Annotated in this window: 24 protein-coding genes; 8 read left to right on the top strand and 16 right to left on the bottom strand. The window is 54.3% G+C overall.

Features of this window, described 5'->3' with window-relative positions; all coding sequences use genetic code 11:
- Window positions 1–61 precede the first annotated feature (61 nt).
- Window positions 62–826, bottom strand: coding sequence for an acyl-[acyl-carrier-protein] thioesterase (locus tag FLT43_RS22325; RefSeq protein ID WP_087440640.1), 765 nt, complete (start codon window positions 824–826; stop codon window positions 62–64).
- Window positions 827–1,195: 369 nt separating this feature from the next.
- Here FLT43_RS22325 and FLT43_RS22320 point away from each other — a divergent pair, with 369 nt between their 5' ends.
- Together FLT43_RS22320 and FLT43_RS22315 are read left to right on the top strand one after the other, a co-directional pair.
- Window positions 1,196–1,876, top strand: a complete 681-nt coding sequence (locus FLT43_RS22320; protein WP_087440731.1) for a futalosine hydrolase — start codon at window positions 1,196–1,198, stop codon at window positions 1,874–1,876.
- A 2-nt stretch (window positions 1,877–1,878) separates the two neighbouring features.
- A complete protein-coding gene (locus FLT43_RS22315) occupies window positions 1,879–2,712 on the top strand; it encodes a 1,4-dihydroxy-6-naphtoate synthase (RefSeq protein ID WP_087440639.1) in 834 nt (277 codons plus the stop codon).
- Between the two features lie 155 nt (window positions 2,713–2,867).
- Here the strand turns inward: FLT43_RS22315 and FLT43_RS22310 are convergent, their stop codons facing one another.
- Window positions 2,868–3,656, bottom strand: a complete 789-nt coding sequence (locus tag FLT43_RS22310) for an arylamine N-acetyltransferase family protein (RefSeq protein WP_087440638.1) — start codon at window positions 3,654–3,656, stop codon at window positions 2,868–2,870.
- 691 nt (window positions 3,657–4,347) lie between these two features.
- On the opposite strand from FLT43_RS22310, the gene FLT43_RS22305 reads away from it, so the two are divergent.
- A complete protein-coding gene (locus tag FLT43_RS22305) occupies window positions 4,348–5,394 on the top strand; it encodes a lytic polysaccharide monooxygenase (RefSeq protein ID WP_087440637.1) in 1,047 nt (348 codons plus the stop codon).
- A gap of 241 nt (window positions 5,395–5,635) precedes the next feature.
- On the opposite strand, the gene FLT43_RS22300 is transcribed toward FLT43_RS22305, so the two are convergent.
- On the bottom strand, window positions 5,636–6,199 hold the full coding sequence (locus FLT43_RS22300) for an RNA polymerase sigma factor (protein WP_087440636.1): 564 nt from the start codon (window positions 6,197–6,199) through the stop codon (window positions 5,636–5,638).
- A gap of 393 nt (window positions 6,200–6,592) precedes the next feature.
- Here FLT43_RS22300 and FLT43_RS22295 point away from each other — a divergent pair, with 393 nt between their 5' ends.
- Complete coding sequence (locus tag FLT43_RS22295; RefSeq protein ID WP_087440635.1) at window positions 6,593–7,198, top strand: hypothetical protein; 606 nt, start codon at window positions 6,593–6,595, stop codon at window positions 7,196–7,198.
- A gap of 173 nt (window positions 7,199–7,371) precedes the next feature.
- Here the strand turns inward: FLT43_RS22295 and FLT43_RS22290 are convergent, their stop codons facing one another.
- The 5 genes from FLT43_RS22290 to FLT43_RS22270 form a co-directional block, all read right to left on the bottom strand.
- Window positions 7,372–7,956 carry a copper amine oxidase N-terminal domain-containing protein gene (locus FLT43_RS22290; RefSeq protein ID WP_164776407.1) on the bottom strand — a complete coding sequence of 195 codons (585 nt, stop codon included), beginning with the start codon at window positions 7,954–7,956 and terminating at the stop codon, window positions 7,372–7,374.
- Window positions 7,957–7,985: 29 nt separating this feature from the next.
- Entirely contained in the window at window positions 7,986–9,260 is a 1,275-nt protein-coding gene (locus tag FLT43_RS22285; protein WP_087440633.1) for a M56 family metallopeptidase, read from the bottom strand.
- Window positions 9,257–9,637 (bottom strand): BlaI/MecI/CopY family transcriptional regulator, encoded by a 381-nt coding sequence (locus FLT43_RS22280; RefSeq protein WP_087440632.1) that lies wholly within the window; start codon window positions 9,635–9,637, stop codon window positions 9,257–9,259. The genes FLT43_RS22285 and FLT43_RS22280 overlap by 4 nt, the downstream gene beginning before the upstream one ends.
- A gap of 229 nt (window positions 9,638–9,866) precedes the next feature.
- A complete protein-coding gene (locus tag FLT43_RS22275) occupies window positions 9,867–11,093 on the bottom strand; it encodes an RtcB family protein (protein ID WP_087440631.1) in 1,227 nt (408 codons plus the stop codon).
- Window positions 11,094–11,238: 145 nt separating this feature from the next.
- On the bottom strand, window positions 11,239–12,036 hold the full coding sequence (locus tag FLT43_RS22270) for a nucleotidyltransferase domain-containing protein (protein ID WP_087440630.1): 798 nt from the start codon (window positions 12,034–12,036) through the stop codon (window positions 11,239–11,241).
- A 189-nt stretch (window positions 12,037–12,225) separates the two neighbouring features.
- On the opposite strand from FLT43_RS22270, the gene FLT43_RS22265 reads away from it, so the two are divergent.
- A complete protein-coding gene (locus FLT43_RS22265; protein ID WP_087440629.1) occupies window positions 12,226–13,557 on the top strand; it encodes a helix-turn-helix transcriptional regulator in 1,332 nt (443 codons plus the stop codon).
- A complete protein-coding gene (locus FLT43_RS22260) occupies window positions 13,526–14,368 on the top strand; it encodes a WYL domain-containing protein (RefSeq protein WP_087440628.1) in 843 nt (280 codons plus the stop codon). Before FLT43_RS22265 ends, FLT43_RS22260 begins: the two co-directional genes overlap by 32 nt.
- 181 nt (window positions 14,369–14,549) lie before the next feature.
- On the opposite strand, the gene FLT43_RS22255 is transcribed toward FLT43_RS22260, so the two are convergent.
- Window positions 14,550–14,990 (bottom strand): OsmC family protein, encoded by a 441-nt coding sequence (locus FLT43_RS22255; RefSeq protein ID WP_087440627.1) that lies wholly within the window; start codon window positions 14,988–14,990, stop codon window positions 14,550–14,552.
- Between the two features lie 541 nt (window positions 14,991–15,531).
- On the opposite strand from FLT43_RS22255, the gene FLT43_RS22245 reads away from it, so the two are divergent.
- A complete protein-coding gene (locus FLT43_RS22245) occupies window positions 15,532–16,737 on the top strand; it encodes an MFS transporter (RefSeq protein ID WP_087440626.1) in 1,206 nt (401 codons plus the stop codon).
- A 163-nt stretch (window positions 16,738–16,900) separates the two neighbouring features.
- Here FLT43_RS22245 and FLT43_RS22240 read toward each other — a convergent pair whose 3' ends face one another.
- The gene (locus FLT43_RS22240; protein ID WP_087440625.1) at window positions 16,901–17,209 is read right to left on the bottom strand and encodes a hypothetical protein; all 309 of its coding nucleotides are present in this window, start codon (window positions 17,207–17,209) and stop codon (window positions 16,901–16,903) included.
- Between the two features lie 179 nt (window positions 17,210–17,388).
- Here FLT43_RS22240 and FLT43_RS22235 point away from each other — a divergent pair, with 179 nt between their 5' ends.
- Window positions 17,389–17,775, top strand: coding sequence for a helix-turn-helix domain-containing protein (locus FLT43_RS22235; RefSeq protein WP_087440624.1), 387 nt, complete (start codon window positions 17,389–17,391; stop codon window positions 17,773–17,775).
- Between the two features lie 739 nt (window positions 17,776–18,514).
- Here the strand turns inward: FLT43_RS22235 and FLT43_RS22230 are convergent.
- The 6 genes from FLT43_RS22230 to FLT43_RS22205 all read right to left on the bottom strand — a co-directional run bounded on the left by FLT43_RS22230 (window position 18,515) and on the right by FLT43_RS22205 (window position 24,882).
- On the bottom strand, window positions 18,515–19,519 hold the full coding sequence (locus FLT43_RS22230) for a hypothetical protein (protein WP_087440623.1): 1,005 nt from the start codon (window positions 19,517–19,519) through the stop codon (window positions 18,515–18,517).
- A 63-nt stretch (window positions 19,520–19,582) separates the two neighbouring features.
- The gene (locus FLT43_RS22225) at window positions 19,583–20,419 is read right to left on the bottom strand and encodes an ABC transporter permease (RefSeq protein ID WP_087440622.1); all 837 of its coding nucleotides are present in this window, start codon (window positions 20,417–20,419) and stop codon (window positions 19,583–19,585) included.
- Between the two features lie 7 nt (window positions 20,420–20,426).
- Window positions 20,427–21,542, bottom strand: a complete 1,116-nt coding sequence (locus tag FLT43_RS22220) for an ABC transporter permease (protein ID WP_087440621.1) — start codon at window positions 21,540–21,542, stop codon at window positions 20,427–20,429.
- Complete coding sequence (locus FLT43_RS22215) at window positions 21,505–22,551, bottom strand: ABC transporter ATP-binding protein (protein ID WP_087440620.1); 1,047 nt, start codon at window positions 22,549–22,551, stop codon at window positions 21,505–21,507. Before FLT43_RS22215 ends, FLT43_RS22220 begins: the two co-directional genes overlap by 38 nt.
- Window positions 22,552–22,606: 55 nt before the next feature.
- Window positions 22,607–23,791, bottom strand: coding sequence for a radical SAM protein (locus FLT43_RS22210; RefSeq protein ID WP_087440619.1), 1,185 nt, complete (start codon window positions 23,789–23,791; stop codon window positions 22,607–22,609).
- Window positions 23,788–24,882, bottom strand: coding sequence for a hypothetical protein (locus FLT43_RS22205; RefSeq protein WP_087440618.1), 1,095 nt, complete (start codon window positions 24,880–24,882; stop codon window positions 23,788–23,790). Before FLT43_RS22205 ends, FLT43_RS22210 begins: the two co-directional genes overlap by 4 nt.
- Window positions 24,883–24,962: the final 80 nt, after the last annotated feature.

Here is a 24,962-nt window from a genome sequence, read left to right as displayed (position 1 = left end):
ATGTCTTATTTCCTGATTAAAAAGAAAACAGGAGTCTACATTCACTCCTGTCCGTTGCTGTCTATTCCACTTCGTTCCTGTGCATTTCATCCCGATCCGCGGCAATCACTGCGTCGAAATACGCTGTGCCTTCATCGGATATCCCGCTGATGAAGCAGTGACCATCCTGCCATGCCGAGCGGATGACCGCAATCTTGTCGTTCAGGACGGCTTCCCGGTGATACGTGATGCGGAAGCGGGACAGCCCCCGTTCCAGTTCCTCCGGCTGCATCGCATCGAGGCAAATATCGCCAAAACGCGCATTGTTCAGATGCCCGTTCATATCGATGCTGCTTACCCGCACCGTCATATCATAGGCATGTTCCTGCTTAAGCCCGGCCGGAACCTCGACCTTGCGCGGCATGCCGCCTACGCAATCATCGGGATGCACCGGCAGGTCGTAAGGACAGGCCGATGCGCGAAAAATGCGGCGCTTGTTCAGATCGACAAGCACCCACGAAGTCCGGGCCTGCGCTATCCAGTCCGCGCTATCCGGACCATAAATGCGGAAGTCGCGCTGCCACTGAACGCCAGTCGCCCCCCGGTTCCATGTCACCATCTCGATCGTCTCACCATAGACGGGAAGCCTTTTCCACTCCAAATCGATCGTAACCAGCATCCACGCCATGCCCTGGCGGATCATCTCGTCCAGCGAGACCCCGTAGTGCCCAAGCTGCGCATCGCCCGCCCGCTGCATCCATTCGAGCAGGGTCGAGAGCTTGCACCGCTTCTTATAATCGCAATTGTCCGAATGTATGTAATGCTTCTCGCGCCACTGTACTCCCATATCCGAACATCTCCTTGTCTCCGTTGAGCCTTCCTCGCTTGCGCGAGTGGAACAGCTTTATTGTACCTCAACCGGATGGCAGGAGGGAAATGCATAACGCGGGACGGGGCCGCGATGACGGCTCAACATGAATTAGAGATCAACCAGGAACCAATAGGTTTCAAGGCGTTTTTTATGCGATGCACATCGTTGCTCTCATATGTTACTATAAACATATTCCTCGGCAGAGTATTGCCCTATGCTCTAAAATCCTATCCGGACTCCCTTTACTTCTGGGCGGGAAGCGGATAACGTGGAGGTAGGACAACGTTCCGGCTGGAACGACATTCAAGGAGAGTCAGTAATATGAGTTCACATCATAATGATACGATGGATGCCTCCCCTCTCCGCAGTGAGACAGCGGAAACGGGGGCTCGCATCCTCATAGTAACATCCGTGCCCGCCGAGCGGGATGCCGTCCTGCGCGGCTTGGACGGAGACGCCCGCTTCAACGTAATCGTCGGCGGCGTCGGGACGGCGGCCGCCGCGGCGAGCACCGCCCGAGAGCTGGCCGCCGCAGATTATAGCGCGGCCGTGTGCGCCGGCATTGCGGGCGGCTTCGCGGAGCGGGCCGATGTCGGCTCCGTCGTCGTGGCCAGCCCGATCATCGCGGCCGACCTGGGAGCCGAGACGCCCGACGGCTTCTGCAGCGTGGATGAGCTTGGCTTCGGCTCGGCCTATATCCCGGTCGATGCCGGTACGGCCGAGCGTATCTGTCAAGCAGTGCAGGCTATTCCGCTGCAGGCATGCGCCGGACCTGTGCTGACCCTGTCCACGGTGACAGGCACGGCCGAGACGGCCGCGATGCTCGCCCAGCGGGTGCCCGGGGCCGCCGCCGAAGCGATGGAAGGCTATGGCGTCGCTGTGGCCGCACGCCAGTTCGGCTTGCCGGCATTCGAGATCCGGTCGATCTCGAACGCGGTCGGTCCGCGCAACCGGGCGGCATGGCGCATCCCAGAGGCGCTGAAAGCATTGGAAGCCGCTTGTTCAGTCTTACCGGAGGTGCTGTAATCATGAAAATTGCCTTTTCCCCTTGTCCGAACGATACGTTTGTCTTCCATGCCTGGGTGCACGGGCTTATTCCCGGAGCGCCGGAGCTGGACGTAACCTATGCGGACATCGATATTACGAACGGTCTGGCGGCCAGCGGCCAAGGACCGGAGGTGCTTAAAATCTCCTATGCGGCGCTTCCCTGGGTGCTGTCCGATTATGCGCTGCTCCCATGCGGCGGCGCGCTCGGCCGGGGCTGCGGCCCGCTCGTGCTGACGAAGGAAGGCGGAAGCGATCCGGCGGCGCTCAGCGGCCGGCGGGTAGCCGTTCCGAGCGAGCGCTCGACGGCTTACCTGCTGTTCCGCTTGTGGGCAGCGAAGCATGTGCCCGGCGGCGTAGGGGAGATCGTCGTCATGCCGTTCCATCAGATTATGCCGGCGGTGCGCGACGGCCATATCGACGCCGGACTCGTTATCCATGAAGCGCGCTTCACCTACCCGTCTTACGGGTTGACCTTGCTGGCCGATATGGGAAGCTGGTGGGAAGCCGATACCGGCCTGCCTATCCCGCTCGGGGCAATCATTGCCCGCCGGACCCTTGATGCAGGCAAGATCGCCGAATGGGCGCGCGCATCCGTGGAATATGCCTGGGCGCACCCGGAGGCGTCCCTGTCTTACGTGCTGCACCATGCGCAGGAAATGGATCCGCAGGTGGCGCAAGCCCATATCAATCTCTATGTGAACGAGTTCACCGCAAATCTAGGCGAGGACGGATACGCTGCCGTAGAGGCTCTTCTGAGAAGAGCCGCAGAAGAAGGGCTTGTGCCAACCTTCGATCCGGCCCTGCTGCGCTTATAACCTCCGTTCACCGCCAAGCAACTGTAGCATGGGGAACTTGAACGGCACCAGATGAAGGAAGCGAAGAAGGCAAAAAGAGCGTCCCGCAAGGGCAATGTCATTAAGATAAGGCATTGCCTGCAAGGGAGCGCTCTTTTTGGCGTGCGGCCTCAAGCTTATCCGAGCACGATGCCGAAGTAGGTTTTCAACGCTTCATCATATTGCTCCTTCGACTGTGGAATAAAGGTATGGACGCCATCGGCCGTGAAGATGCGGAATTCATCTCCGGCGAGCGTATTGCGCCCTTCACGAGTGCGGACCGCCGCCATCGCCTGTTGGGTAAAAATGGACTCCGGCGCATGCTCGCACCAGAACGAAGGCATAATGAAATCCCGCGGGAGCTGCGGCTCCTCCGTAAAGGAATAGAGACGGCTCCATCCGTCCCGCTTGAACTCGAACAGCATCCAGCCATAGTCCGGATCCCGTTCCAGCCGATAGCATTCATCCCCCTGCCATTGCTCCAGGCCCGCTTCGATGCGTACCGGCCGGCGCGGAACAATTCCGCCTACTCCGACATCGCACAGATACGTCTTGTCCCCGGCCCGGACTTGCAGAACCTGGTGGCGGCGCTTGGGCGGGAGATTCGGTTCATCTCGCCAAAAGCGAGCCATCAAATCGGTGACCGGATAGCCAAGCTCCCGCAGCAGCCATCCAAACAATGCATTCAGCTCGAAACAGTAACCGCCCCGGCGGCGGATTATAATTTTGTTTATCAGATCAGGAATGTCGAGCGACAACGGCACTCGGTTCAAAATATCAAAATTTTCGTAGGGCACGGCATGCAGATGACATTCCTGCAGATCGGCCAGCACAGCGGCACCGCCGTCAAGCGGACCATCATAACCTATCCGCTTCAAGTAAGCGTATACATCAGACTTCAAATGCTCGCGTCTCTCCAACTTCATCGTCTCCTTACCTCTATGTTTCCTCCCATCATAGCAACATCCGCATCGCCCAACAAGATGGTCCGGAATCTATCGCTGAACAATTATATAATACTATCTTACTGCAAAAGAAGACTTCATCCTCTTGGTGAAGTAAAGTGAAGGAAAGACAGATGTCCCCTTTCATATTCACGATAAAACGTAAACTCAGCCTCGGATAATTCTCCAATCAAAGGATGCAATTTGACTTTATTCCAAAATAATGAAAATTAGTTATAGCCAATTTGGTTAAAATTTTGTAATATGAAACCAACGAATGTCCCGCTCCACTCCTGTCGAATCCTGAGCAGTAGACGCGGCGACACGAAGACTTCATCGTGGAATCCGACTTCTTTTTCGGCACCTTGCGCGCATACTCTGCCTTTGCGATAGATGCCGCCAACATGCGACAGCTCCAGTCCAGCATATTAATCAACAATCTGCTAGCAGCACCAGCTTCCAATCCATGACCTGACTTCTGCTTTCTTGTTGTAAATGACGCTATTTCAGCCTTTTTTACCGGTTACTTTTCTTTTTTACGCGGAAAAGTTAAAACGAGATAACTTTATTTTAAAACGGTTTCATTCTATCAAGGAGGTGGTCATCTCTTCCAAAGCAGCGGTCTGACGTTGTGTAGAACTTGTCCAAATTCAACTTTTTAGGAGGTATTGTTATGAATCAGTTGCGAGTCTGGAATCCGCTAGCGTCCAAAGTATCCCCGATGTTTGTCGCTTTTGGCGCCGTATTGGCCGCCTTCTTCTGCATGATGGTATTCGCCGGGCAGGCGTCCGCCCATGGCTATATCGAATCTCCGCACAGCCGCGCCTATCAGTGCAAGCTCGGGGAGAACACCAATTGCGGACTCGTGGAGTACGAGCCGCAAAGCATTGAAGCGAGGGGCAACTTCCCGATCGGCGGTCCGGCGGACGGCCATATCGCCGGGGGCGGCGTGTTCCCGGAGTTGGATGCACAATCATCTACCCGCTGGAACAAAGTCGATATGAACGGCGGCAACAACACCTTCACTTGGTATCTGACAGCGCCGCATGCCACGAAAGAATGGAAATACTATATTACGAAAAAAGACTGGGATCCAAATCAGCCATTGACCCGGGCCCAGCTTGAGCCGGACCCATTCTGCTACTATAACGATGGCGGGCAACGGCCGAACAAATCCGTCTCGCATCAATGCAGCGTGCCAACCGATCGCAGCGGCTATTATATTATCCTCGGCGTATGGGAAGTTGCCGATACCGGCAACGCGTTCTATCAAGTCATTGACGTCAACCTGAACAATGGTTCCGGTGGCGTAACGCCATCCGTTCCAGCAGGCGTAGCTTCGCCTTCACAGACGCAGACGAGCATCTCCTTAACTTGGAGTCCTTCTTCAGGCCCGAACGGAATTCAGCAGTACGAAGTATACCGCAACGGCACGCTGATCGGAACGACGGCACAGACCTCGTACACCGATACGGGATTAACAGAGAATACTTTCTACACATACACGATAAGAGCCGTCGATACGGCAGGCAACAAATCACAGCCATCTGTGGCCCTGACCGTCAAAACGTTGGGCGACAGCCCGCAATATCCGGCTTGGGACGCAAGCAAGACCTACCTTGGTGGCGACCGGGTAACCCATAAAGGCGCTGTCTACGAGGCGCGCTGGTGGACCTCCGGCGAAGAGCCAGGCCAAGCGGAAGTGTGGAAAAAGCTTTAAGGCAAGCCTGATAAGCCCGCTCATGACACAGGCTAACGGTGCGAATGCGCCGTTAGCCTGTTCTGCTGTATAAATGTATTGAATGCCATCATTAACACACTGCGGACAATAAATCGCAATCGCATATCCGCGTTGTCCCCTCGCTAGCCCCCTTGGCAGCTATTTCTGCCATCTTTATTGGAGCAAGCCCTTATACGTTACCGCTCTTTGCATCACTATCCCGTCGAGCCAGGTCTTCATTTTAATCAACCCATTTTCTTGAAAAGTAATGTAATAATTTCTTGCGCGCTCTTGTTAATGTTTGGCCGAGAGCTTGTTCCGATAGTTGTAATTTTTCTGCAATTTCCCGGTATGATTTTTCTTCGACGTAAAATAAAAATAACACATTCCGGTATTTTATATTCAACTGGTTGAGAGCTTCATGGAGCATTTCGTCACGAACTTGTTCTTCCACCTGTTCGGGTATCGTAACTTGTATGGATGGGGCAACGAATTCACTTTCCTTAACGAGCTGCAAGTCCGAAACATAACGATATTTTTTATTTTTTTTCAAATAGTCATAAGCTGTATTCCGGGCCACTTTCTTAATCCAAGCTTTCATATTTGTAGTATTTCTCAGTTTTGGCGCTTGCTCAACTATTTTTATGAAGGATTCTTGCACAACATCTTCGGCTAATGCATGATCCCTGAACAGCAAGCATATGTCACGATAGATCAGTTCCCGAAAAGAATGATAAATCAATTCTTGAGATGATTTGTCTAGGTGATGGAAATTGCCACGTAAAAACGTGAGCCATTGCTCCATGCTTGTACCTCCAACACCATAATTTTCTTAGAATGATTATTTGAAAGTATTAAGTTTCTTGATAGACATATTTTGTTAATTACACACAGAATTAGATTATACGCTATTTTAAGGAATTATGCTTTGTTTAAGCTCTCTACAAAAATCTTTTCGTCCGGCATCATTTATTTCGTCAAGTTTGCTGGAGATAAATCGTTATAAGCGTAGATTCGCTCGCTTGCATGCTCTGATGCATATCTGAGTAGGGCTGCCTAATGCCGAAGCGGACACCCAAGAATACCCCCGAAAAGATAATAGCGGCTTATGGGAGGTGAATTGTCTTTATTGATTGAAGGCCGATTTGCTAATTGTTATTGTCGCTTTTGCAAAAAAAAATTGGGGAGGAATAAACTCATGAAAGTAAACAAACTGTTTTCTTTAATGCTTGTTATTGTGATGTTAATGGCTACTCCGGTATTTGCGGCAGATAACGGATCCGTGTCGGCCCGTGAAAAAAATTCCGCCGAAATTGATTTTTCATTGGAGGGCAGGAATGTTAACGTTCTTTCATTGAAAGATGGGAAACTGGAGTCGTATGACGATAACGGCGTGAAAACAACGATCTTTTTAACGCAAGAACAAATCGAAGAGAAGCTTGCCGAGTTCAGCCCAACCTCAACGGATCAGATCGGGACAATGTCTTATAATTCAGGTGAAATAAATATGTATGTCCCAAAAAACATAAATGGTAATCAAGGTGCGGTCGTAGGGGGATATTATACTGTTTCCCCGGATGTGTATGTGAATCTCCATGTCGTATCCTTGCCACAAACTTCAATGCCTACGATCAACGTTAGTTTTTCAAATGAATTTGGTGATGATACAGGTTGGTTGGCCAACATTCAACAGGATCAAATCGTTTGGATGAAAGCAGCTTATCCTAATGAGAAGTACGCGGCCAAAGTCAGCACTAATGAAATGTATCCGTCTACTGCCAGACTGAGATCATTTACAGATTAAACTGAGTGAAGAAAATCCCCTTATCGCTAACTGATTATCCTCAGTTGACGTAAGGGGATCTTCTTTATGACCAAGGTGGGTCAGTCTCTAAACCAATCTTTCACCGGTCAGAGCATAAGTCTCTCCAAATAAAATAGCCTTAGTCCATTGAATTGAACTAAGGCTGAGAAAATCTATTCTTTTTCTGTAAACGTCGCGGTCCTTGTTTTACCATCCCAGTCAACTTTAACGCCAAGTATGTCAGCAAGTTGTCTGACGGGTAAGAATGTCACGCCGTTTTTAACCATAGGTGCTGCCTCTTCAAAACTTACCTCTTTGCCGTCAACCAACATCTCCGTTTTTCCAGTATACATCATGATACTCTTATCGCCTTTGTTCAACGTAATTTTGCCTTCACTTTGTTCCCATCCTACTTCAAATCCGAATCCGTCCCCAAGTGCCCTTAACGGAATCATCGTACGACCCTTCTCAATAAACGGCTCTGCCCCGGTTCCGGCTCCGGTATGCAAATAGTTCCCATTTACCAGGACGATTACACGGTTTTTCTTTGCTTCTTCACAAGGGAGAATATCCTGGCTAACTTTTTTGCCATCTACCACTACACCCATTTCCTTAGCTTCCCCGTCTCGGCTTGTGTAACAGGAAAGGGCAGGTTCAACATCCGACCAAAAAAAATTCTCTGCGGCATATGTTATTTTTCCGGTCAACAGGACGACAAGCAAGCTCATAGAGATAAATTTCCATTTTGTTTTTGACAAAATCATCATCTCCCCTACGAATCCTTCTTTTATTTTGACTTTTGAAGCTCCAAGCCATATGTCTCATTGAGTGCATCCAAATCTTTTTGCGGCAGATCATCAATATATCCCTGCGGCACATCAAGCCCCTTTTCAATATGTTTTTTCGTGCGATCGACTATCTCCTCAGTGGTTAATTTCTTCGGCTTGTACCTAACTTTCGCTTTGGCTGCTATCCGATTGCCATCCTTATCAAAAGATTCAACTTTTCCGTCTGGATATTCTACGCTGACATTAAGCCCTTCAACTTCCTTGGATACGGAAGACGGCATAGCCGTTCCGGCAGCATACGCAGCAAATCCGCCGCTTCCAACCAGTGCAATTGCTGCAACAAGGGACAGCATCATAATAGACTTGTTTGTTTTCTTCACATTCATAAGATTTAAAAGTCTCCTTTTCATGCTTTTTTTCGTGTTGCATAAACTGCTGGTGCAAACTACATTTTTCTGCATAACGCCATATTCGAGCATGGATAAAAGCGTTTCACCGTAAAATCTTCGGTTTTCCATATCCATTTCCTTAACGACTTTTTCATCACAAGACAGTTCACACAGCGTATTTATCTGTTTATTGAGCCAATAAGCTGCCGGATTAAACCAGTGAACCGCATTGGCTATAAGCATCAACAGCTTCACAAGGAGATCTCCGCGCTGTATATGAACGAGTTCGTGGGATAGTATCATGGCAAGCCTTTTTTCCTCAAAGTGGACGTTCGGCAGTACAACAACAGGTTTCCACAACCCCATAACCATTGGCGTTGTTACACGAGTACTTACGATTACCTTTACAGGGCATCGTACCGCATTACATATCCAGCTTTCTTGTAAGACCGATTGTTTAAAGGCCCGATATTTTTTAATATTTACACCAAGAAAGACAATGGCTCCGACAGCCCAAATTAAAGTTGCGGATAGAACAAGTTCCTCTAGATGATCAAAACGTACCAGATAGTCAAACAGTTCCCTCATCAATAATGAGCTGTTTGTTGCCGTATGCTCGAGCGGAGTGACGTGCGCATATTGTTCCGCAATCGTTCCTGATGCTGGAGGTGGTCCTATTCCGGTCAAGACAGAACGTAAAACAGGAATAAGTCTGTTTATAATCTCTGTACCGCCAAGAAGAAAAAAGACCGGAATCATGCTGCTAAAATAATGCCATGTTTGAGAAAATACTCTTTTCGTGACAGGCTTTATGCTGCTTTGCAAGATCCAAATGCCCATTCCAACGAATGATGCAATAATGAGGGACACGGCTAAAGACATCATTTCTTACCATCCTTGCGGGCAAACCAATCTTTTAGCTCCGCGATGTCTTCATGACTGAGTTCATTATCATCAACCAAGGCAGCAATAAAATTTTTTACTTTCCCATTGTATAAGCGGCTAATAAAACTTTGGGTCTCATACTTTTTGTACTCACTCAATGTCAAAGCAGGATTGTAATAGTTCACCTTGCCACTCATTGATTTTGTCAAAAAACCTTTTTCAATGAGCCGTTTCAGTATGGTCGATAACGTGGAGGTTTTCCAGTCCTTGCTTTTAAATATTTCCATGATCTGGTTAACCGTTACAGACGTTTCTAATCCCCATATCACCTCCATGACTTCCATTTCGGTTTCAGACAGTCTTCCTAAATTTTTCATTGGCGCGCACCTCTGAACATTACTGCGACAACTCGTCGTAGTTTGAATATACGACGAGTTGTCGCAGTTGTCAATAAGTTACAAAACATTTTTTTGTAAGCAAACGCTTATAAGGCATCGCGGGCCGCATAGTCATTTCTCTGCCAACGCGGAACAAGCAGGGCACTGTGTTTGTGCCCTGCTTGTTATGTGAAGGTAGTTGATAGTTGAGAAAGGACGGCTAAGATGTCTAGTCTTTGTACGGGTCGAACTCGTTCGCACCGGCCATGCAGACGCCGATCGGCTTCAGCACATGCAGCACGTCGAGCGTGTTCTGGTGCGCATCGAGAACGGCTTGCAGCTTGCGGTAGACGAACGGGCTCTCGTCGGTGCCTGCACCGCGCAGCTCGACGCCGAAGCTCCGGACCGCCTCTTGCATCTGCTTCGGCGTGATCTGTCCGCCCGTCCGGGTACGCGTCTTCCAGTTCATGCGGCCAGCCGCCTGGGTCCGGCTCATCATCCGGCCGGCGCCATGAACCGTGCTATAATAAGCATCCCGGTTCTCCTCTGAATCTGTGCCGCGCACGATGACGGAAATATCGCCCATACTACCGCCGATGAAGCCAAGCTGTCCGGGCGCCGAAGGCGTGGCCCCCTTGCGGACGACGATGGTGTCCCGCCCGTTATGCCGCTCTTGCCACGCGAAGTTATGGTGATTATGCACTTCGAAGTCCGCCTCCGCCCCGAGGATGGACAAGACTTGGCTGATGACGTACTCCCGGCCGGCGTAGGCGTACCGCCCGGCCAGCTTCATGGCGCGGTAGTACATGTCGCCGAGCTCGCTGTCCAGCTCCAGCAGCACCGGCGGCTGATCCATGCTCTCGCCTGGCGCCTTGCCGAGAAATTCCTGCCCGGCGGCCAGATTCAGGAACCCGCTCGCCGTCTTATGGCCGAAGCCCCTGCTGCCAAAATGATTCCCGATCCACAGTCTCCCGCTCTCCGGCTCCACGAACAGGTCGACATAATGATTGCCGCTGCCGACAGTGCCCAATTGGTTGCGGGCCAGCGCCTTCAGTGTGTCATGCTCATGACGCCCAATCGCCTGATAGACCGCCCAGTCCGGATCATCGAACAGCTCATTATCCACCGGCTCCTTATTGTTGCGGCCGACGCCGAATGAAATTTTGCCCGCAATCTCGTCCATGATTACGCCGATGCGCGGCTGGATATCCGCCGCGTACAGATTCGTCCGCACTGCCTTGTTGCCGCAGGCGATGTCATAGCCGACGCCGGAAGGCGAGATTTGCCCATCATACACGATGACGCCCCCAATCGGTTGGCTGTAGCCTTTATGATGGTCGGCCATCAGCAGCGCCTGGACGACGCGCCCGTGGCGCGCGCAGGTCTTCGCCTGGGCGACCGCACTCTCCTCCGGCTGGCCCCATACCCGCACGCCGTCTGTTGTTATATATGCCATTGCTGTCAACTCTCCTTACTCTACCATCCGTGGTTGAGCTTATATAAAATAGAGCAAAAATATTCATCCTCGCACTCCTTGAACATGTTCTTCCCTTCCGCCCGCTCCGTTCACAAGATGCTTTGCTGATGGCTCCACTGTGCAGCTATGCCCATACTTCTTGCAAGGCGGAACGGAACATCTTATCGAGCTCTTGATCCTGACGTTGCTGTCCAGCCGGCGATCGCAGATGAACCGCCGTACGCGTGTAGTGCTCGATGCGCTCTTCGAGATACGCATTTATAGAAGGAATTCGGCATTCCACATCCAATTCCTCCCCCGAGCGCTTCCGCTCCAGCAGCCGTTCAATATTACGGCGCAGCTCGCTGCCTTCGGGAACGCTCTCCCGAACCAAAGCGTCAAACTCCATCGGTGGCATGGCATTATGCTTCTCGATCCAGCCGCATGCAAGTAACGGGCGCAGCACATAAAAATATTTTTTGATTTTGACCTGGCTGCCCTGCAAATATTCGCGGTAATTGCCTTTGGCCATATGAAGATAGTGATACATGCATGATTTCGGTGAAAAGGTATGCGAAGACAGGCTGCGAATGCGCTCCGTCACGGAGGATGACTCCTCGTACACAATCGGCGACTGCAGCCATTCGAGCAGCGGCGGGTTCGACTTGCGGAACAACTGCAGCGCCTTGCGCAGATCCCATCCGTTAATGTCGAGCTGATCGCTTATCGGGCGCTCGATGACGTCTCTGCGGTCCCGGATGGACAAGTACCAGTCCACGGGCCGCACATAGATGAAGCGGACATCATAATCACTGTCCTGCGACGGGAACCCCCATGCCCGGCTGCCCGATTCGCAGGCATAGATGATGTGCACGTTCTCCTGGCGCTCGATCTGCCACAGCTCCTGTTTTATTCTCTGATGAATCGTGGATAGTGTGGACATGGAAGTCCCTCCTCTTTTCTCAAAATGGGTAATATGTCGGCTTCACACCCCTATCTTCGCTTATTTTCGGAAGCGGGAACATGGCGAAAGTATTACGAGGAGATCAAAAGTTTTCCGTTCTCCCCTTAGGCCTCCCCTGCTACAATGAAAGATAAGCCCAGCCGGGCTCATAAGGAGGCTTCTCAGACGATGGCAAAAGAAAGCTTCGATAAAGAAATTCAGTTCCTTCGCATGCTCGTCCTGACGAGCGGCGCATATAGCCGGGACCAGTTCGCGCAGCGGCTCGGCATCTCGGTCCACACCTTCGACAAGACGATCCGCCGCTTGAAGGAGATTGTACATACGGTCACCGAGCAGCTTCCTGTGGATCAGGGGCAGCAGTTCGCAGAGATGCTGCGCTTCAGCTACTATGATTCGGCGGATCCGATGCTCCTGTTCTTGTTCCGTGCCAAATCGGTCAAAGAATCCGAAAGTCTTCGCCTGGCGATCATTTTGACCGTCCTGCAGGAGCAGCCGTTGACGGCAATGGAGCTGATGGACGAGTGCAGTTCCCGCATCCCGGAGCCGAATCCGCTGCCTGACGAGAAGACGGTCCGCTCCGATCTGAAATATTTGGAGGAAATCGGCGTCATTCGCAAGGAAAAGGGCGGCCGGCCTTACCGGTATTCGATGAATCATGATCTGACCCACGACTTAAGAGACGAGGAATTGATTGATCTATACGATTACGTCAATGTAATGGCGAATACGCAGGTTCCTTCCGTGCAGGGCTATCTTTTGCGGGATAATCTCAAGCAAGCGATGAAGCGGAGGAAGATGGCCGGGGTTGCGGCAGAACCGTTTCTATATAAATATCATTTTTTCTCGCGCATTCTGGATGAGGCGCATCTCTATACGGCGCTGCAGGCGATTCGGGAGCGGCGGATGCTGTCCTTTCTCTATTTCTCGCCGAAGAAGGGAACAGCCTATGCCTCGCAAAATACGAATCCGCTCTTCATGCGCGAGGCCGAGGGCAAGCAGGAAACCGTGCTCCCGCTCAAGATCGTCTACGACCATCAATACGGCCGCTGGTATCTGCTCGGCCACACTTCCCGGCTCGGCCTGATGAAATACCGGATGGAAGGCTTGACGCAGATTCGGGAAGGAGAAGCCGTGCCGGAAGAGCGGTTCGGCCGAAGGCTGCGGGAGCTGGAGGAGCAGATGCGCTTCAGTTGGCTTATTGATACCGGGGAGCCGGTCACGGTGCGGGCCCGGTTCTTCAACCCGGAAGGAGCGCGCAAAAACTTCGTCAAAGAGCGCGTGCTGATGCAGGGACAATGGGGACGCATCATCGAGGAGAACGAGGATTGGTTCCTCTATGAGATTACGGTCAACGGCATTACGGAGATCAAGCCTTGGCTGCGCAGCTTCGGGTCAAGCTGCGAGGTGCTGGAGCCGCGCAAGCTCCGGCAGGAGCTGATTGCCGAGTGGAAGGAGATTCAAGCGTACTATGGCGATGAACCTGTTCGAGAAAATTTTTAATTATCAGATTATGTCCAAGCTGGGGGAAGCGGGCGCGTTCGCCATCACCTCGCAGGAGCGCTCGTGGCTGAAAGCGATGCTGAATCATCCTGCCTCGGCAGAAGCATTCTCGCCGGAGACGCTGGCGAAGCTGGCGGCGGCGCTGCGGGACGAGGCCGACTTCGAGCTGGCCGAGCATGTTGCGGAGAAGGCCGCCAGCATCGAGCGCCATGCGTACCATCCGCTCCTTCGCCCTCTGCGCCGCATTATCGCGGCCCAACAGGGCATCCGCGTCTCTTACCAGCTCAAGCATGGAGGCATGCAGCCTGCGCAGTCCGGCTTCCCTTACAAGCTGGAATACTCCATGGTGAAGCGCGAATGGTACTTGCTCTGGTACAATCCGCGGCGGCGCATGCTCATGTCCACGCGGCTGCGGAACATCGCGGAGGCGGACATGGAACCGGTGCCGGCCGGCATGGCCGAGATATGGCTGAGCCGAATCGCGGCCGTCCTGGACACCCGCAAGGAGCATGCCGTGATCGAGGTCGTCCGGATGTACAACCGGGAGCTGTCCCGGATCATGTATGCCTTCTCCTGCTTCGAGAAGGAAGTGGAGTATGCGGACGAGGAGGACACCTACCGGATTCGGCTCACCTTCCTGGGCGATGAATGCGAGTATGTGCTGTCCAAAATCCGCTTCCTCGGCATGCGCGTCCGCATCGTGGATGGAGATAAGCTGCAGCGGCGCATGCGCGAAAGCGCGGCGAAGGCGCTCGCCCGCTACGGCATCGCAGCAGAGGACAGCGAGGCGGGGAGCAGCCACAACGATTAAAGTGCACGGTAAAAGTCCGGAAATACTTCCACTGGCCTGTTCTATGTATATACCTGCATTCTATCGTCGGACAGCGCTTCTATTTTGGAAAAGTCAAAATGCGCAACACGGGCTGTGTGAATGATGCAAATAAAATGAGCCTCCTGCAAAAGGTTGCCCAATCGCAGGAGGCCGGACTGTTCTATTCTAACACAATGTCATTCAAGACGAGACGCACCGGGTTATTGATCGTGTCGCCGACCGGGCAAGTGCGTTCAATGAACTCGACGAATTCCTTCGCCTGCTCGTAGGAGGCGTTGCTTTTGATATGAATATTATAACGGATTTCCGAGTATCCGCGGCGCACATCCGACTTGTTCATAAAGCCGTCCGTATCCAGATCCCCTTCTAATTCCACCCAGAACTCCTCAAGATCGATCTTGAACTTGCGCGCATAGGCTCTGGCGACGATGGACTGGCAGGCCCCCAGAGCGCAGAGCACGACCTCCACCGGATTCATAGCCGTGTCGGTGCCGCCCAGCGATTTCGGTTCATCGATCGTAATCTCGAAGTTTCTCGCTCTCGCCTTTACGACAAGCCCATTTTGTAAATGTGCGGTTGCTCTAAACGTCTCAACTGGCATAGGATAACCCCTCTCCCACATTTTAACTTTCATTATAACATAGTTAAAAAGCAAGAATAGCGAGAACGAAAAATATCATGCTCAAGATGAGCATTCGTTCTATGCTGATTATAGACATGCACCCCTATATTATATCGCGAACGGCGGTGTTAAGGTCAGTGAGTAGAAGAAGAGACAACCTAAGAGGAGGAACGACTATGAAACCGAATATTCTCGTGATCAACGGACACCCCGACCCGGAGAGCTTCTGCGCGGCGTCTGACGCTTATTTAGAAGGGGCCTCGGCCGTGAATCAACTAGGTTCATAATTAGCGTAATCCCCCAAAATAAAAAATATTTTCCCCCGCCGATTTCCCTTGCGGCAACCGCACTCGACGAAGGCAAGCTCCTGTTCTCCGGCCGTGCCGGAGCAAAAAAAGATTGACTGCTTGCTGTATAATAGGAAGCGGATAATGTGTTCGGTCTGACATATCGAGTGCCGTTAGAATGACACTCCAATCGAAACGTACGTTGAAAAAGGGATATCGGGAGTGAAGATCTAATGGAAACATGGAAGAAAAATCTGTGGATACTGTGGTTCGGGGCATTCATCGTCTCTTCCAGCTTCTCCATGGTCGTTCCTTTTCTGCCGCTCTTCCTGATTCAGATCGGCGTCAAGGATCATCTGGAGCTGTGGTCCGGAATTCTGTTCAGCAGCGCCTTCCTCGCCGGAGCGATCTCTTCTCCGTTCTGGGGAGCCGTCGGGGACAAATACGGACGGAAGCCGATGATTATCCGGGCCGGGCTGGCTCTCTGCGTCATCTATCTGCTGACGGCCTTCGTCACCAGTCCCGTTCAGCTGCTTATTCTGCGGCTGCTGCAGGGGCTGCTGTCGGGATTCATTCCGGGCTCGATCGCTCTGGTCGGCACCAATACGCCGGAGCGCAAGGTCGGGTATGCGCTGTCCATGATGTCCACGGCGACGGCGACGGGCAGCATCATGGGGCCGATGCTGGGCGGCGTGCTGGCGAGAATATTCGACAACCGGATTGCGTTCGGCAGCGCGGGAGTGCTCTGCTTCCTGGCGACACTGCTCATTATTTTCTGGGTTAAGGAAGAATCGTTCGTGCCAAGCAAGGACCGGGTCTCGATCGTGCACACGTTCAGCCTGGCAGCCCACAATAAGCCGCTCCTGATCGTGCTCGTTCTGTCGCTCTGCACCCAGTTCTCCGTCATGACGATCGAGCCGGTGCTGCCGCTGTACATTGTCGAGCTCGGCATCTCCGACAAGAACGCCTCGCTCGCGGCAGGCTTCGTCTTCTCCCTCGTCGGGGTAGCGAGCATCATCTTCGCGCCGCGCTGGGGCAAGATGGCCGATCGGGTCGGGTTCCAGCGCGTCCTGATGATCGGCCTGCTCGCCGGCGGCATCGGAACGCTCGCCCAGATTCCGTTCCACAACATCTGGTGGTTCTCGTTCATCCGGTTCGCCTACGGCATCTTCTTCTGCGCCGTGTTCCCGGCCTTGAACGGCCTCGTCGTCCGCTCGACGGACAGCGAGTTCCGGGGCCGCGCGTTCAGCCTGAATCAGACGGCGAATCAGCTTGGCGGCATGCTCGGCCCGTTGGTCGGCGGCGCGATCAGCGGCGTGTTCTCCATTCATGCCGTCTTCTGGGTGACCGGTATCCTGCTCCTCTCCACGATGGGGCTCGCATCCTGGTCACAGCGCAACGCGAAGCGGAGTTCCGCATCGGCAGAGCAGAGAATGTAAGCTTGGGAAGCCTATGAAGAAGGCAAACTCTTCAGACTGTAAGTTGGAATGCACAAGGCAAAAGGCCGAGTTCCGGGTACATGAACCCTGACTCGGCCTTTTGGCTTCCTTGTTCCCCTCTTGATCAAAAGCCGGGAGAGGGATTGCCCTTTTCCGCTGCAAATTAGGATTTCATGGTTGTCGTCATGCTTTTCTCCAGCTCTTCTTCCGAGTTTTGCAAAAAAATGAGCATTTTCAATCCGTCCTGAACCCCCTTGGCGTAGAACCAGCCCATCTTAACTAAGGCGAGTTCCTCGTGCGCATCCAGCCATTCCATGTGCAAGCCGCTTTCTTGTCGTTCGAATTCGCGCTGCAATGCGCGTTCCAATGCTTTCCGTTTATTCTGCAATATTGCGATCTCCGGCTGCAGTTCCACTTGTTCTCTTAGATATTCCAGGCGTTGATGCAAGGTTTCTTTTACCCAATCGGACATATTACTTCCTCCACATCGATTTCTGAACTATCAGCTTTGCCTCCTTGATCTGCTTGAATTGCTTGAATTGGAATCTCTATGAAACGTTCTATTATAGTATAACATTTTTGTCTTTGTTATGTTATAGTGATATCTCTTTTTCTTCAATGTTTTACTAACCTCTAACTGAGGTGACTATCATGTCAGATTTACTAAAACTTGTTGGCGAACAGCTAAGAATGATTCGATCCGCAAAGGGATTAAGTCAGGAGCAGGTTGCGGAAAGAACAGGTAAAGAAGGAATGAGCAAGTCACGAATTTCGGATATCGAATCCGGAAAAGTCAACGTAACCTTGAAAACATTGGAATCGCTTATGCATGCACTGGATATTGGACCGGCCGAATTGTTTCATTTTCAGAAGCTCCACGGCAAGGCTGGCATCGAAGAGAAGCAAATGCTGCTTGATCTCCATAAAATTGCGCTGATGGAAAGATCGATTGACGAGGTCAAATATGTCGTTCGGACCGCAAAGGACTTTCTTGAAACGATAGATGCCCAAGCTGCCAAAGAAAATAAGAGGCGTTAATGGTCTGCCCCCGCCGCTTCCCGGAGCCGTAATGCAAAAAAATCAGAGAGCGGTGCGCTCTCTGATGGATATCCATCGGGTTGCCTCGATGTTCTTTTCATGCCGCCCTATCTTTATTTCCTTGGGCCGGCTTGGTCCACCCCGTAAATCTTTCCTTTTTCATTGACTTTCGCCGTAACGGTCAAACAATGGAATAAAGAAATACTCTGAACGGTTTCATGATAGCGTACCTCCAATTGTCTATTCACAGATTAGATGGTCTTCTTTATTTTCGTAGACTAGACCGGCTAACTTGATAAACATTTCCCGCACCATTAATTTGCGCCGAGAGGATCGCCCCTTTCTTAGAGAATGTATACCAATCCTTGTTCACTTTGACATGATAGCCTGTCAGATCAACGCCGAAATATCTTCTTCATTAACGGGTTCATCGTTGCAATGGCTTCCTCATTTGTATACATAGGCTTCTCGAACTTCTTCTCCTTTTCTTCCGCATTTCGGAATATAGGACTTTCCTTTCTCCATCCGGCACTTTCTACCTCGCTTGTCTCGGTTCTGCCCCATATGTCCAGGGACTGCTTTCTCGCAATATCAATTCCAGTCTGAAAGGCCCATTAAACGTATGAAGTGTGCCGAAGCTTGGCTGGATCTGAAATATAGGATAGGGTTGGATCAGAGGCCTCGCCGTTCATCACAAGCCGAGCATGAATGTCGCAAAAGCTCCATACTGCGATCGGCCTCACGCGAGGAAATTCGTTACTTGCGGCGCGATGCCGGGAGCCACGCCGCTTGGCGATACGATATAGCCCCAAGCCAGTTCCTCCAGCTCCTGAATCTCACTGCACAACTGCGCGATGATTGCCGCATGATCGCTTCCGCCGTGGATGGCCATGAGGAAGAAATTTTTCAGCATATCCGCCTTGCGCGCTATGCCGCGCAGCAACTGCACCAGGCTTCGGTCCCCCTCCGCCGCTTCCACGAAGCAGGAGAAGGCATAGCGGGAGCCTGCAATGAATTTGAAAGCATGCGCATGGCAGTCATACAGCTCGGCCAGATTTGTGAACGGCCCCGTCCCGCCGCCGGACGCATAGGCGCGGACAATCTCATAGTATGCAGTATCCCCCTGCTGGCGCGCCATGCGCTCCTCATACCTCTTGCGAATCCGGCTCCAGTCCGGACTCGCCTTCGCTTCCGGCTTGCGCATTAGAAAAACGGCCCTGTCCTCTGTGTTCAACGCCGGAACCTTGCACATCCGCCGAAGGTCCTCTTCCGATATATCCCCTTCATAGCCGGGATACGTATCGCGGATCGCATAGCGGCCCGAACCGCCAGGCTCTGGCGACCACCCGCAGACCCATACCGAATGCGCCGCTTCCGGGTCGCCGAACGTTCCCGGCTTCACATAAGGCGCTTCCCCGCAGGAGATCCAGAGAAACGCCGCGCAAGCGCCGTAATCGATGCGCTGCAGCAGCGGGGCAATCTCCTCATCATCCGCATAAGGGACCTGTTCATAAGGAATACCGATCAGCTCCAGCTCGGACGGCTCCAGACAAGGGGAACGGTAAAACCATGGCTTCGATTTTTTCACATATAAATGCTCGTAAATCTCCTTCGTGCTCTCCCACGCGTTATAATAGAGCGCCTCGACCGGCATTCCCCACTCTTGCAGCGCCAGAGACAACTGAATGGCCCGGCAATTGAAGAAGCCAGTCTCGAACCGTTGTCTCTCTCGTACGTCCATCATAGCAACGCTCTCCTTCCTTCATCTTGTCATGATGATGAATCATGCCGTACCGCCGGCCCCTCACTAGCTGCCCGCGCTGCTGTACCCGCTTACCGCCCGCTTCCAGCACCATCTTGCCAGCAACAGAAGCAGAAGCGGCGCCGCAGCCGCCCAAGCGATATCCCCGGCGCTCAGTTCGTTCATGACGAACTTGGGCGCATAGTTGCTGATGAGGAACACCGGGATTGCGTAAATCCCAATGCGCTGCAGCCACGGCGGGAAAATATCGAGCGGCATATTGTTCGCATCCCAGATCGAATGCGCGATCTCCGTCACCGCCCCGGTCTGCACGAAGCGGAAGGCCAGCAAGGCCGGCAGCAGCATCAGGCCGTAGGTGACAGCCAGCGCCGCCAGCAGCAGCCCGGCGAAGCCAACGAGATTCGCCGCATTCAGCGGCAGCCCGGCGCGGGACCAGCCGACGGCGATCATAGCGGCTCCGGCCAGCACGTTCGGCACCGGCAAGCCGATGTCGACATAGCGAAGCGAGACGAGAAATTGCAGGGAAATCGGCTTCGTCAGCATCAGATCGAGCGTCCCGTCGCGCACATATTGCTGCAGCCGGATGAAATTGACATAGAACAAGCCCATATAAAATCCCGTCATCATCGTGTAGGTGCCGATGAACAGCAGGATATGATCCGGCGTCAGCTTCCCAATATGCAGATTCGTCTGGTATACAATCAAAATGTACAGCGCCTTCGCGCATAAAAAAGCAATTTCGACCGCAATGCCCATCCAGAAATTAAAGCGGTACTCCATGCTGGCTGCCAGGCAGTTGCGGATAAAAACGCCATACAGGCGCATATACTCCACTCCCGTGCGCCATGCGTCCCGGAAGCGCGCTCGTCTCTCTCCCCCCATCGCCGCCTCATCCTCCTAACCCGACATACCGCTTCAGGCCAACCCGCCATGCGATGTGCGCGGTCCCGGCCAGAATTACGATCCAGCCGCATTGGATGGCAATGCCGCCGAGCGACTCGCTTGCGGGAATTCGGCCGGTCAGCACATTGACCGGAAAATAAATCGTATATTTGAACGGCAGCAGGCTGAACCATCCGTTCACCGTCTCGCCGAACACCTCGAGCGGCACGATGCCGCCGCTGACGATCTGCACGATAAGCCCGGTGATGACGAAAAAATACGAAATCTCCGCCAGCCGGAAAGCCAAGGCGCAGATCGCGTAGGACAGCAGGAATTGCACGGCCGCGGCCAGCAGGAGGGCTGCGGCGAACAGGGCGAGGCGGACAGGCGGCAGCGGAGCATGTCCGTAGCGGACGGCGATGAGCAGCACGGCGGCCACGAGGCCGAGCAGCACAGTGTCCGAGATGACCCTGCTCCCGGCATAGGCAGAGAGCCGATAACCAAAATAGCTGATGGGGCGGACCAGATACGCGTTCAGTCCGCCGCTCTTAATATCTTCCGCAATCGTGTGCTCCAGTTGGGTCATGACGAGCTTCGTCACGATACCCGACAGCAGCGTGTACAGAATCATCTGGCTGTAATCGTACCCGTACAACACCCCGTCGGCGGACGAGCGGTAGACGGCCGTCCAAATTAGGGACTGGATGCCGATAGGAAAGATCAAGCTGACAAGCCCGATCAGGAATTGAAGCCTGTATTCCATTGAGGCCTGCAGCCCGATCTTGAACGCGGCGCCATACTTGCCGGCAGCGAGCCGGAAGCGGCCGGCCCAGGAGCTGCCCGCCCCGGCTGCGGGCTGCTTGCCGTCCGCCGTCCCGGTTCCGCGCGCAGGCAGGCCGCCGTTATCGAATCCGGCCCTGCCATGCAGCAGGTTGCCCGGCAGGCCGCCGCTGCCCTGCTTGCTCCCCGGCTTCTCCAGCGGCTGGTCACCCGCCTCCTCACCCATTCGGACATTCGGTTGATCATCTGGCTGATCATCCGGTTGGTCATTCGTGCCGCTGCCCTCCCGCCACCGCTGTTCGCCGCTATCCTTCCGTCGCATGCCGGGGCGCCTCGTATCCATCCGCTCGCTCTCCTTCACCTTCCGACTTGGCTGTATACAGCCGCTCGACCGCTTCCTCGACCGGGACCTCCTCCACCGTCCAGTCCTCGACCAGATCATGGTCAAGCAGCAGACGTGCCAGCGGCTTCACTTCATCCGCTGCCACCTCCAACTCGGCCATCAAGCCGTGATGGGCCCGGACCTCCGCCAGCATCTGCACGAGCGCCCGCAGCTCGGCCGGCGGAATGTCCGCAGCGAACCGCACCTTCATCCGCTTGCGGCGGCTGAAGGATGCGCTTATTCGCGCAAGCTCCCCGTCATAGGCGATCTTCCCGCCGTGAATGACGAGCGCCCGCCCGCATACCTGCTCGATATCGCGCATATAGTGGCTCGTCAGCAGAATCGTCGCCTGCTTCTCTTCCTTATAAGCCCGCAGGAATTCCCGCACATTCTGCTGGGCGGCGAAGTCCAGCCCCAGCGTCGGCTCATCGAGGAACAATAGCTGCGGCCGGTGAATGAGCGCGGCGATGATCTCCATCTTCATCCGCTCGCCCAGCGACAGGCGGCGCACCTGCACGCCGAGCAGATGCCTCACGTCAAGCATGGCGGCCAGTTCATCCAGCGTCATCCGGTAGTCGCGATCGCCGAGCCCATAAATGCATTTGTTCAAATAAATGGATTCATTCGCGGGCAGATCCCACCAGAGCTGGCTTTTCTGGCCCATGACGATGGCGAAGCGGCGCTTGAACTCCCGCTGTCGCTCCCAAGGCACATAGCCCAGCACCCTCGCCTCTCCCGCCGACGGATGCAGAATGCCGGACAGCATCTTGAGCGTCGTCGTCTTGCCCGCTCCGTTCGGGCCTATGAAGCCGACGGCTTCGCCCTGGGCAATGTCGAAGCTGATGCCGTCGACGGCATGGCGGTACAGCTGCTCACGGCGGAACAGATGGCGCAGCGAATGCCGAAGCCCGCTCTGCTTGCGGTAGTAAGCGAAGGTCTTGCTCAATCCCCGCACCGTGATGGCGCTCATGGCAGCTCTCTCCTCCCTTGTCTAGCCCCTCCCTGTTCCCGGCCGGGGCCAGTGATTAGGCGCCGTTGTTGTACAGCAGCACGCATTTCGAGCAGACCGGCGTCAAGCCGCAAGCGAGCGCATCGCGATGGTTCTGGTAGCCGTCGCCGTGAAAGACATCCTTCAGGGTGCCTTCCTGCAGATCGGCGATCGTGAATTCCGGGAAAAACTTGCATGGATTCACCTTCCCGTTCGGCAGTACGTCCATGCGGTTCGACAAGGCCAGGCACTCGGTTCGCCCCATGCCCGGCCGGTCCGTTCCCAGCACGAAGCTCCGCACCTCGTCCGGCTCCAGCGCCGGCTGGAAGCGGATGCGGTTCTTCCAAACGCGGGAACGCAGCTTCTCCATTTCCGCGAGCAGCGGCTCGATGTTGTCCGGCGACAGATGGTAGGTGAAGGAGTGCCAGCTCTTGCGGGTTGGCTCCGGGTCCTGCCGTGCCGCCTCAAGCCAGCCGAAATGCTCGGCGAAGTACGAGTCCATCCGCTCCGCGACTTCCTCCGGAATATACCAAGGGAAGACGAAGTAGACGGAATTGACGCCGGCCTTCTCGAAAAATTCCATGAAATCGTACAGCCGGGTGACCATGGCGTCATTGATGGTCAGGCTGACCGACACATCTCCGCGGAATTCGCCTTCGCGCTTCCGCTCCAACAGCAGCTCGATCGCAGACATGACCTTGCGGAAGATGCCGCGTCCGCGGATCGCGTCGTTCTCCGCCTCGAAGCCTTCCAGGCTGGCGAGAAGCGTCACCCCTTCCGGCAGCTTCAGCAGCGACTCCAGCTTGGGCTCGACGAGCACCGCATTCGTGCAAATGGTCGAGATGCGCGGATCGGAGGCGAGCAGTTCGCACAGCTCGTCGAACTTGGAATACATCAAGGGCTCGCCGCCCCATAAATACATGCGGGACCGGCAGGGCCTCGTCTCCTCGAAAATTCGCTCGATCAGGGCAAAATCGATCTCGCGCCTAGCCTCCTGGCGCTCGAACTCATGATGGTAGCCGTCGGGATTCCATTCGAAGCAGTGCTTGCAGCGCAGATTGCAGCCGTTGTTCAGCTTGATCCCGATATCGCGCGGCAGATCGAAGGCGAAGGAGCGGTCAAGCTTCCGTCCGCGGCTGGCCGCGCTCCGGTTGTGCAGCGTCTGCTTCATGGAAAGGAATTCCGCCGGGGTCAGGGTGGCGCTTGTCTTCGGTTGTGTCATGGATACATCCCTCCGTAATCGGATAGTGAAAGCGCATGTCGCAGCAGATTGTGATGAAGCGGCTCCAGCGCGCTGCGCGCAAACCCGGACGCCGCCCATCGGTCGTAGGCAATGCCGAAGCCGAGCCCTTCCCACAGCAGCGCATTGGCCCGCTCATGATCGCCGAACGGCTCCAGATAGACGAGCGGCGTCGCCGCGGACAGTGAATCGACGAGCGTGCCGCCCCCGGGCTTGCTCACGATGGCCAGGCCGCGGCGGATGGCGCCGTATAAGCGCGGGCCGTCCTGGCCCCGCTCATAGAGCGGCTCATCCCCCGCCTCCCACTCCGCCATCGGCGGATAAGGCGGCTGCCCGGGCCGCGCCGGCTCCTCCGACCACGGATGCCACTCCGGGTCGGTGAGATAGACGCGATCGCCAGGCCGCGCCGCCCTTAGCTCGTCGGGATCATAGGCGACGAGATCGAGCGCGTACCGCTCCTGAAGGGCCGGGATCACGCCGCGGTAGCTGCCGATGCCCCAGCCGCCGCCATGGACCACGATCCGTTCATCCCGGTCGGAATAAGGCAGGATCGGCTCATCGGACATTGCGAGCCGATAATGAAGCAGCAGCTGCTCTCCCTTCAGCCGGAACAGCCAGTGATGACGGAAGCGGGGATAGGTCTCCCGATAGACGCGGTAGGATGGCGTGTCGATCGCATCGAGCCGGAGAAATTCCGCCCGGATCGGCTCAGGATGAACGCGCCGTTCATATTGCTCCAGAATAGGCACCCAGAAGCCCGTCACGGCCAGGAAGATGCGGCGTCCTTCGAATTGCCAGCGATCGAGCAGGGCATCCACCGCCCCGTCCGCGAGCGACGGGCCGATGCCGCGCGCCAGTCGCGTGCCCATCAAAGCCGTGGCGAAGCTGGCGTGGAACGCCTGCTTCGTCCGGACAAGCTGCTGCCGCGTCTCTTCCGGGAACAGGCGTTCCAGCACCTCAAATTCCGCCGGAACTCCGCGCTTCCGGAGCCGCTCCAGCAGGCGGATGCCGGGTACATAAGCGCCGAGTGAATTGCCCGAGGTCAGGATAGTAACAGATGAAGCGGATTCCATAGATGACACCTTCTTTTTTCCATTCATACTTGAGCCTCACATGACGGTTCAGTCAACTTCGGCCGTTCTCATTCCTCCGT

This window comes from Paenibacillus thiaminolyticus, assembly GCF_007066085.1.
Classification (GTDB): Bacteria; Bacillota; Bacilli; order Paenibacillales; family Paenibacillaceae; genus Paenibacillus_B; species Paenibacillus_B thiaminolyticus.
The sequence above is the reverse complement of the archived record's forward strand: the minus strand, read 5'-3'. Positions and strand labels throughout refer to the sequence as shown.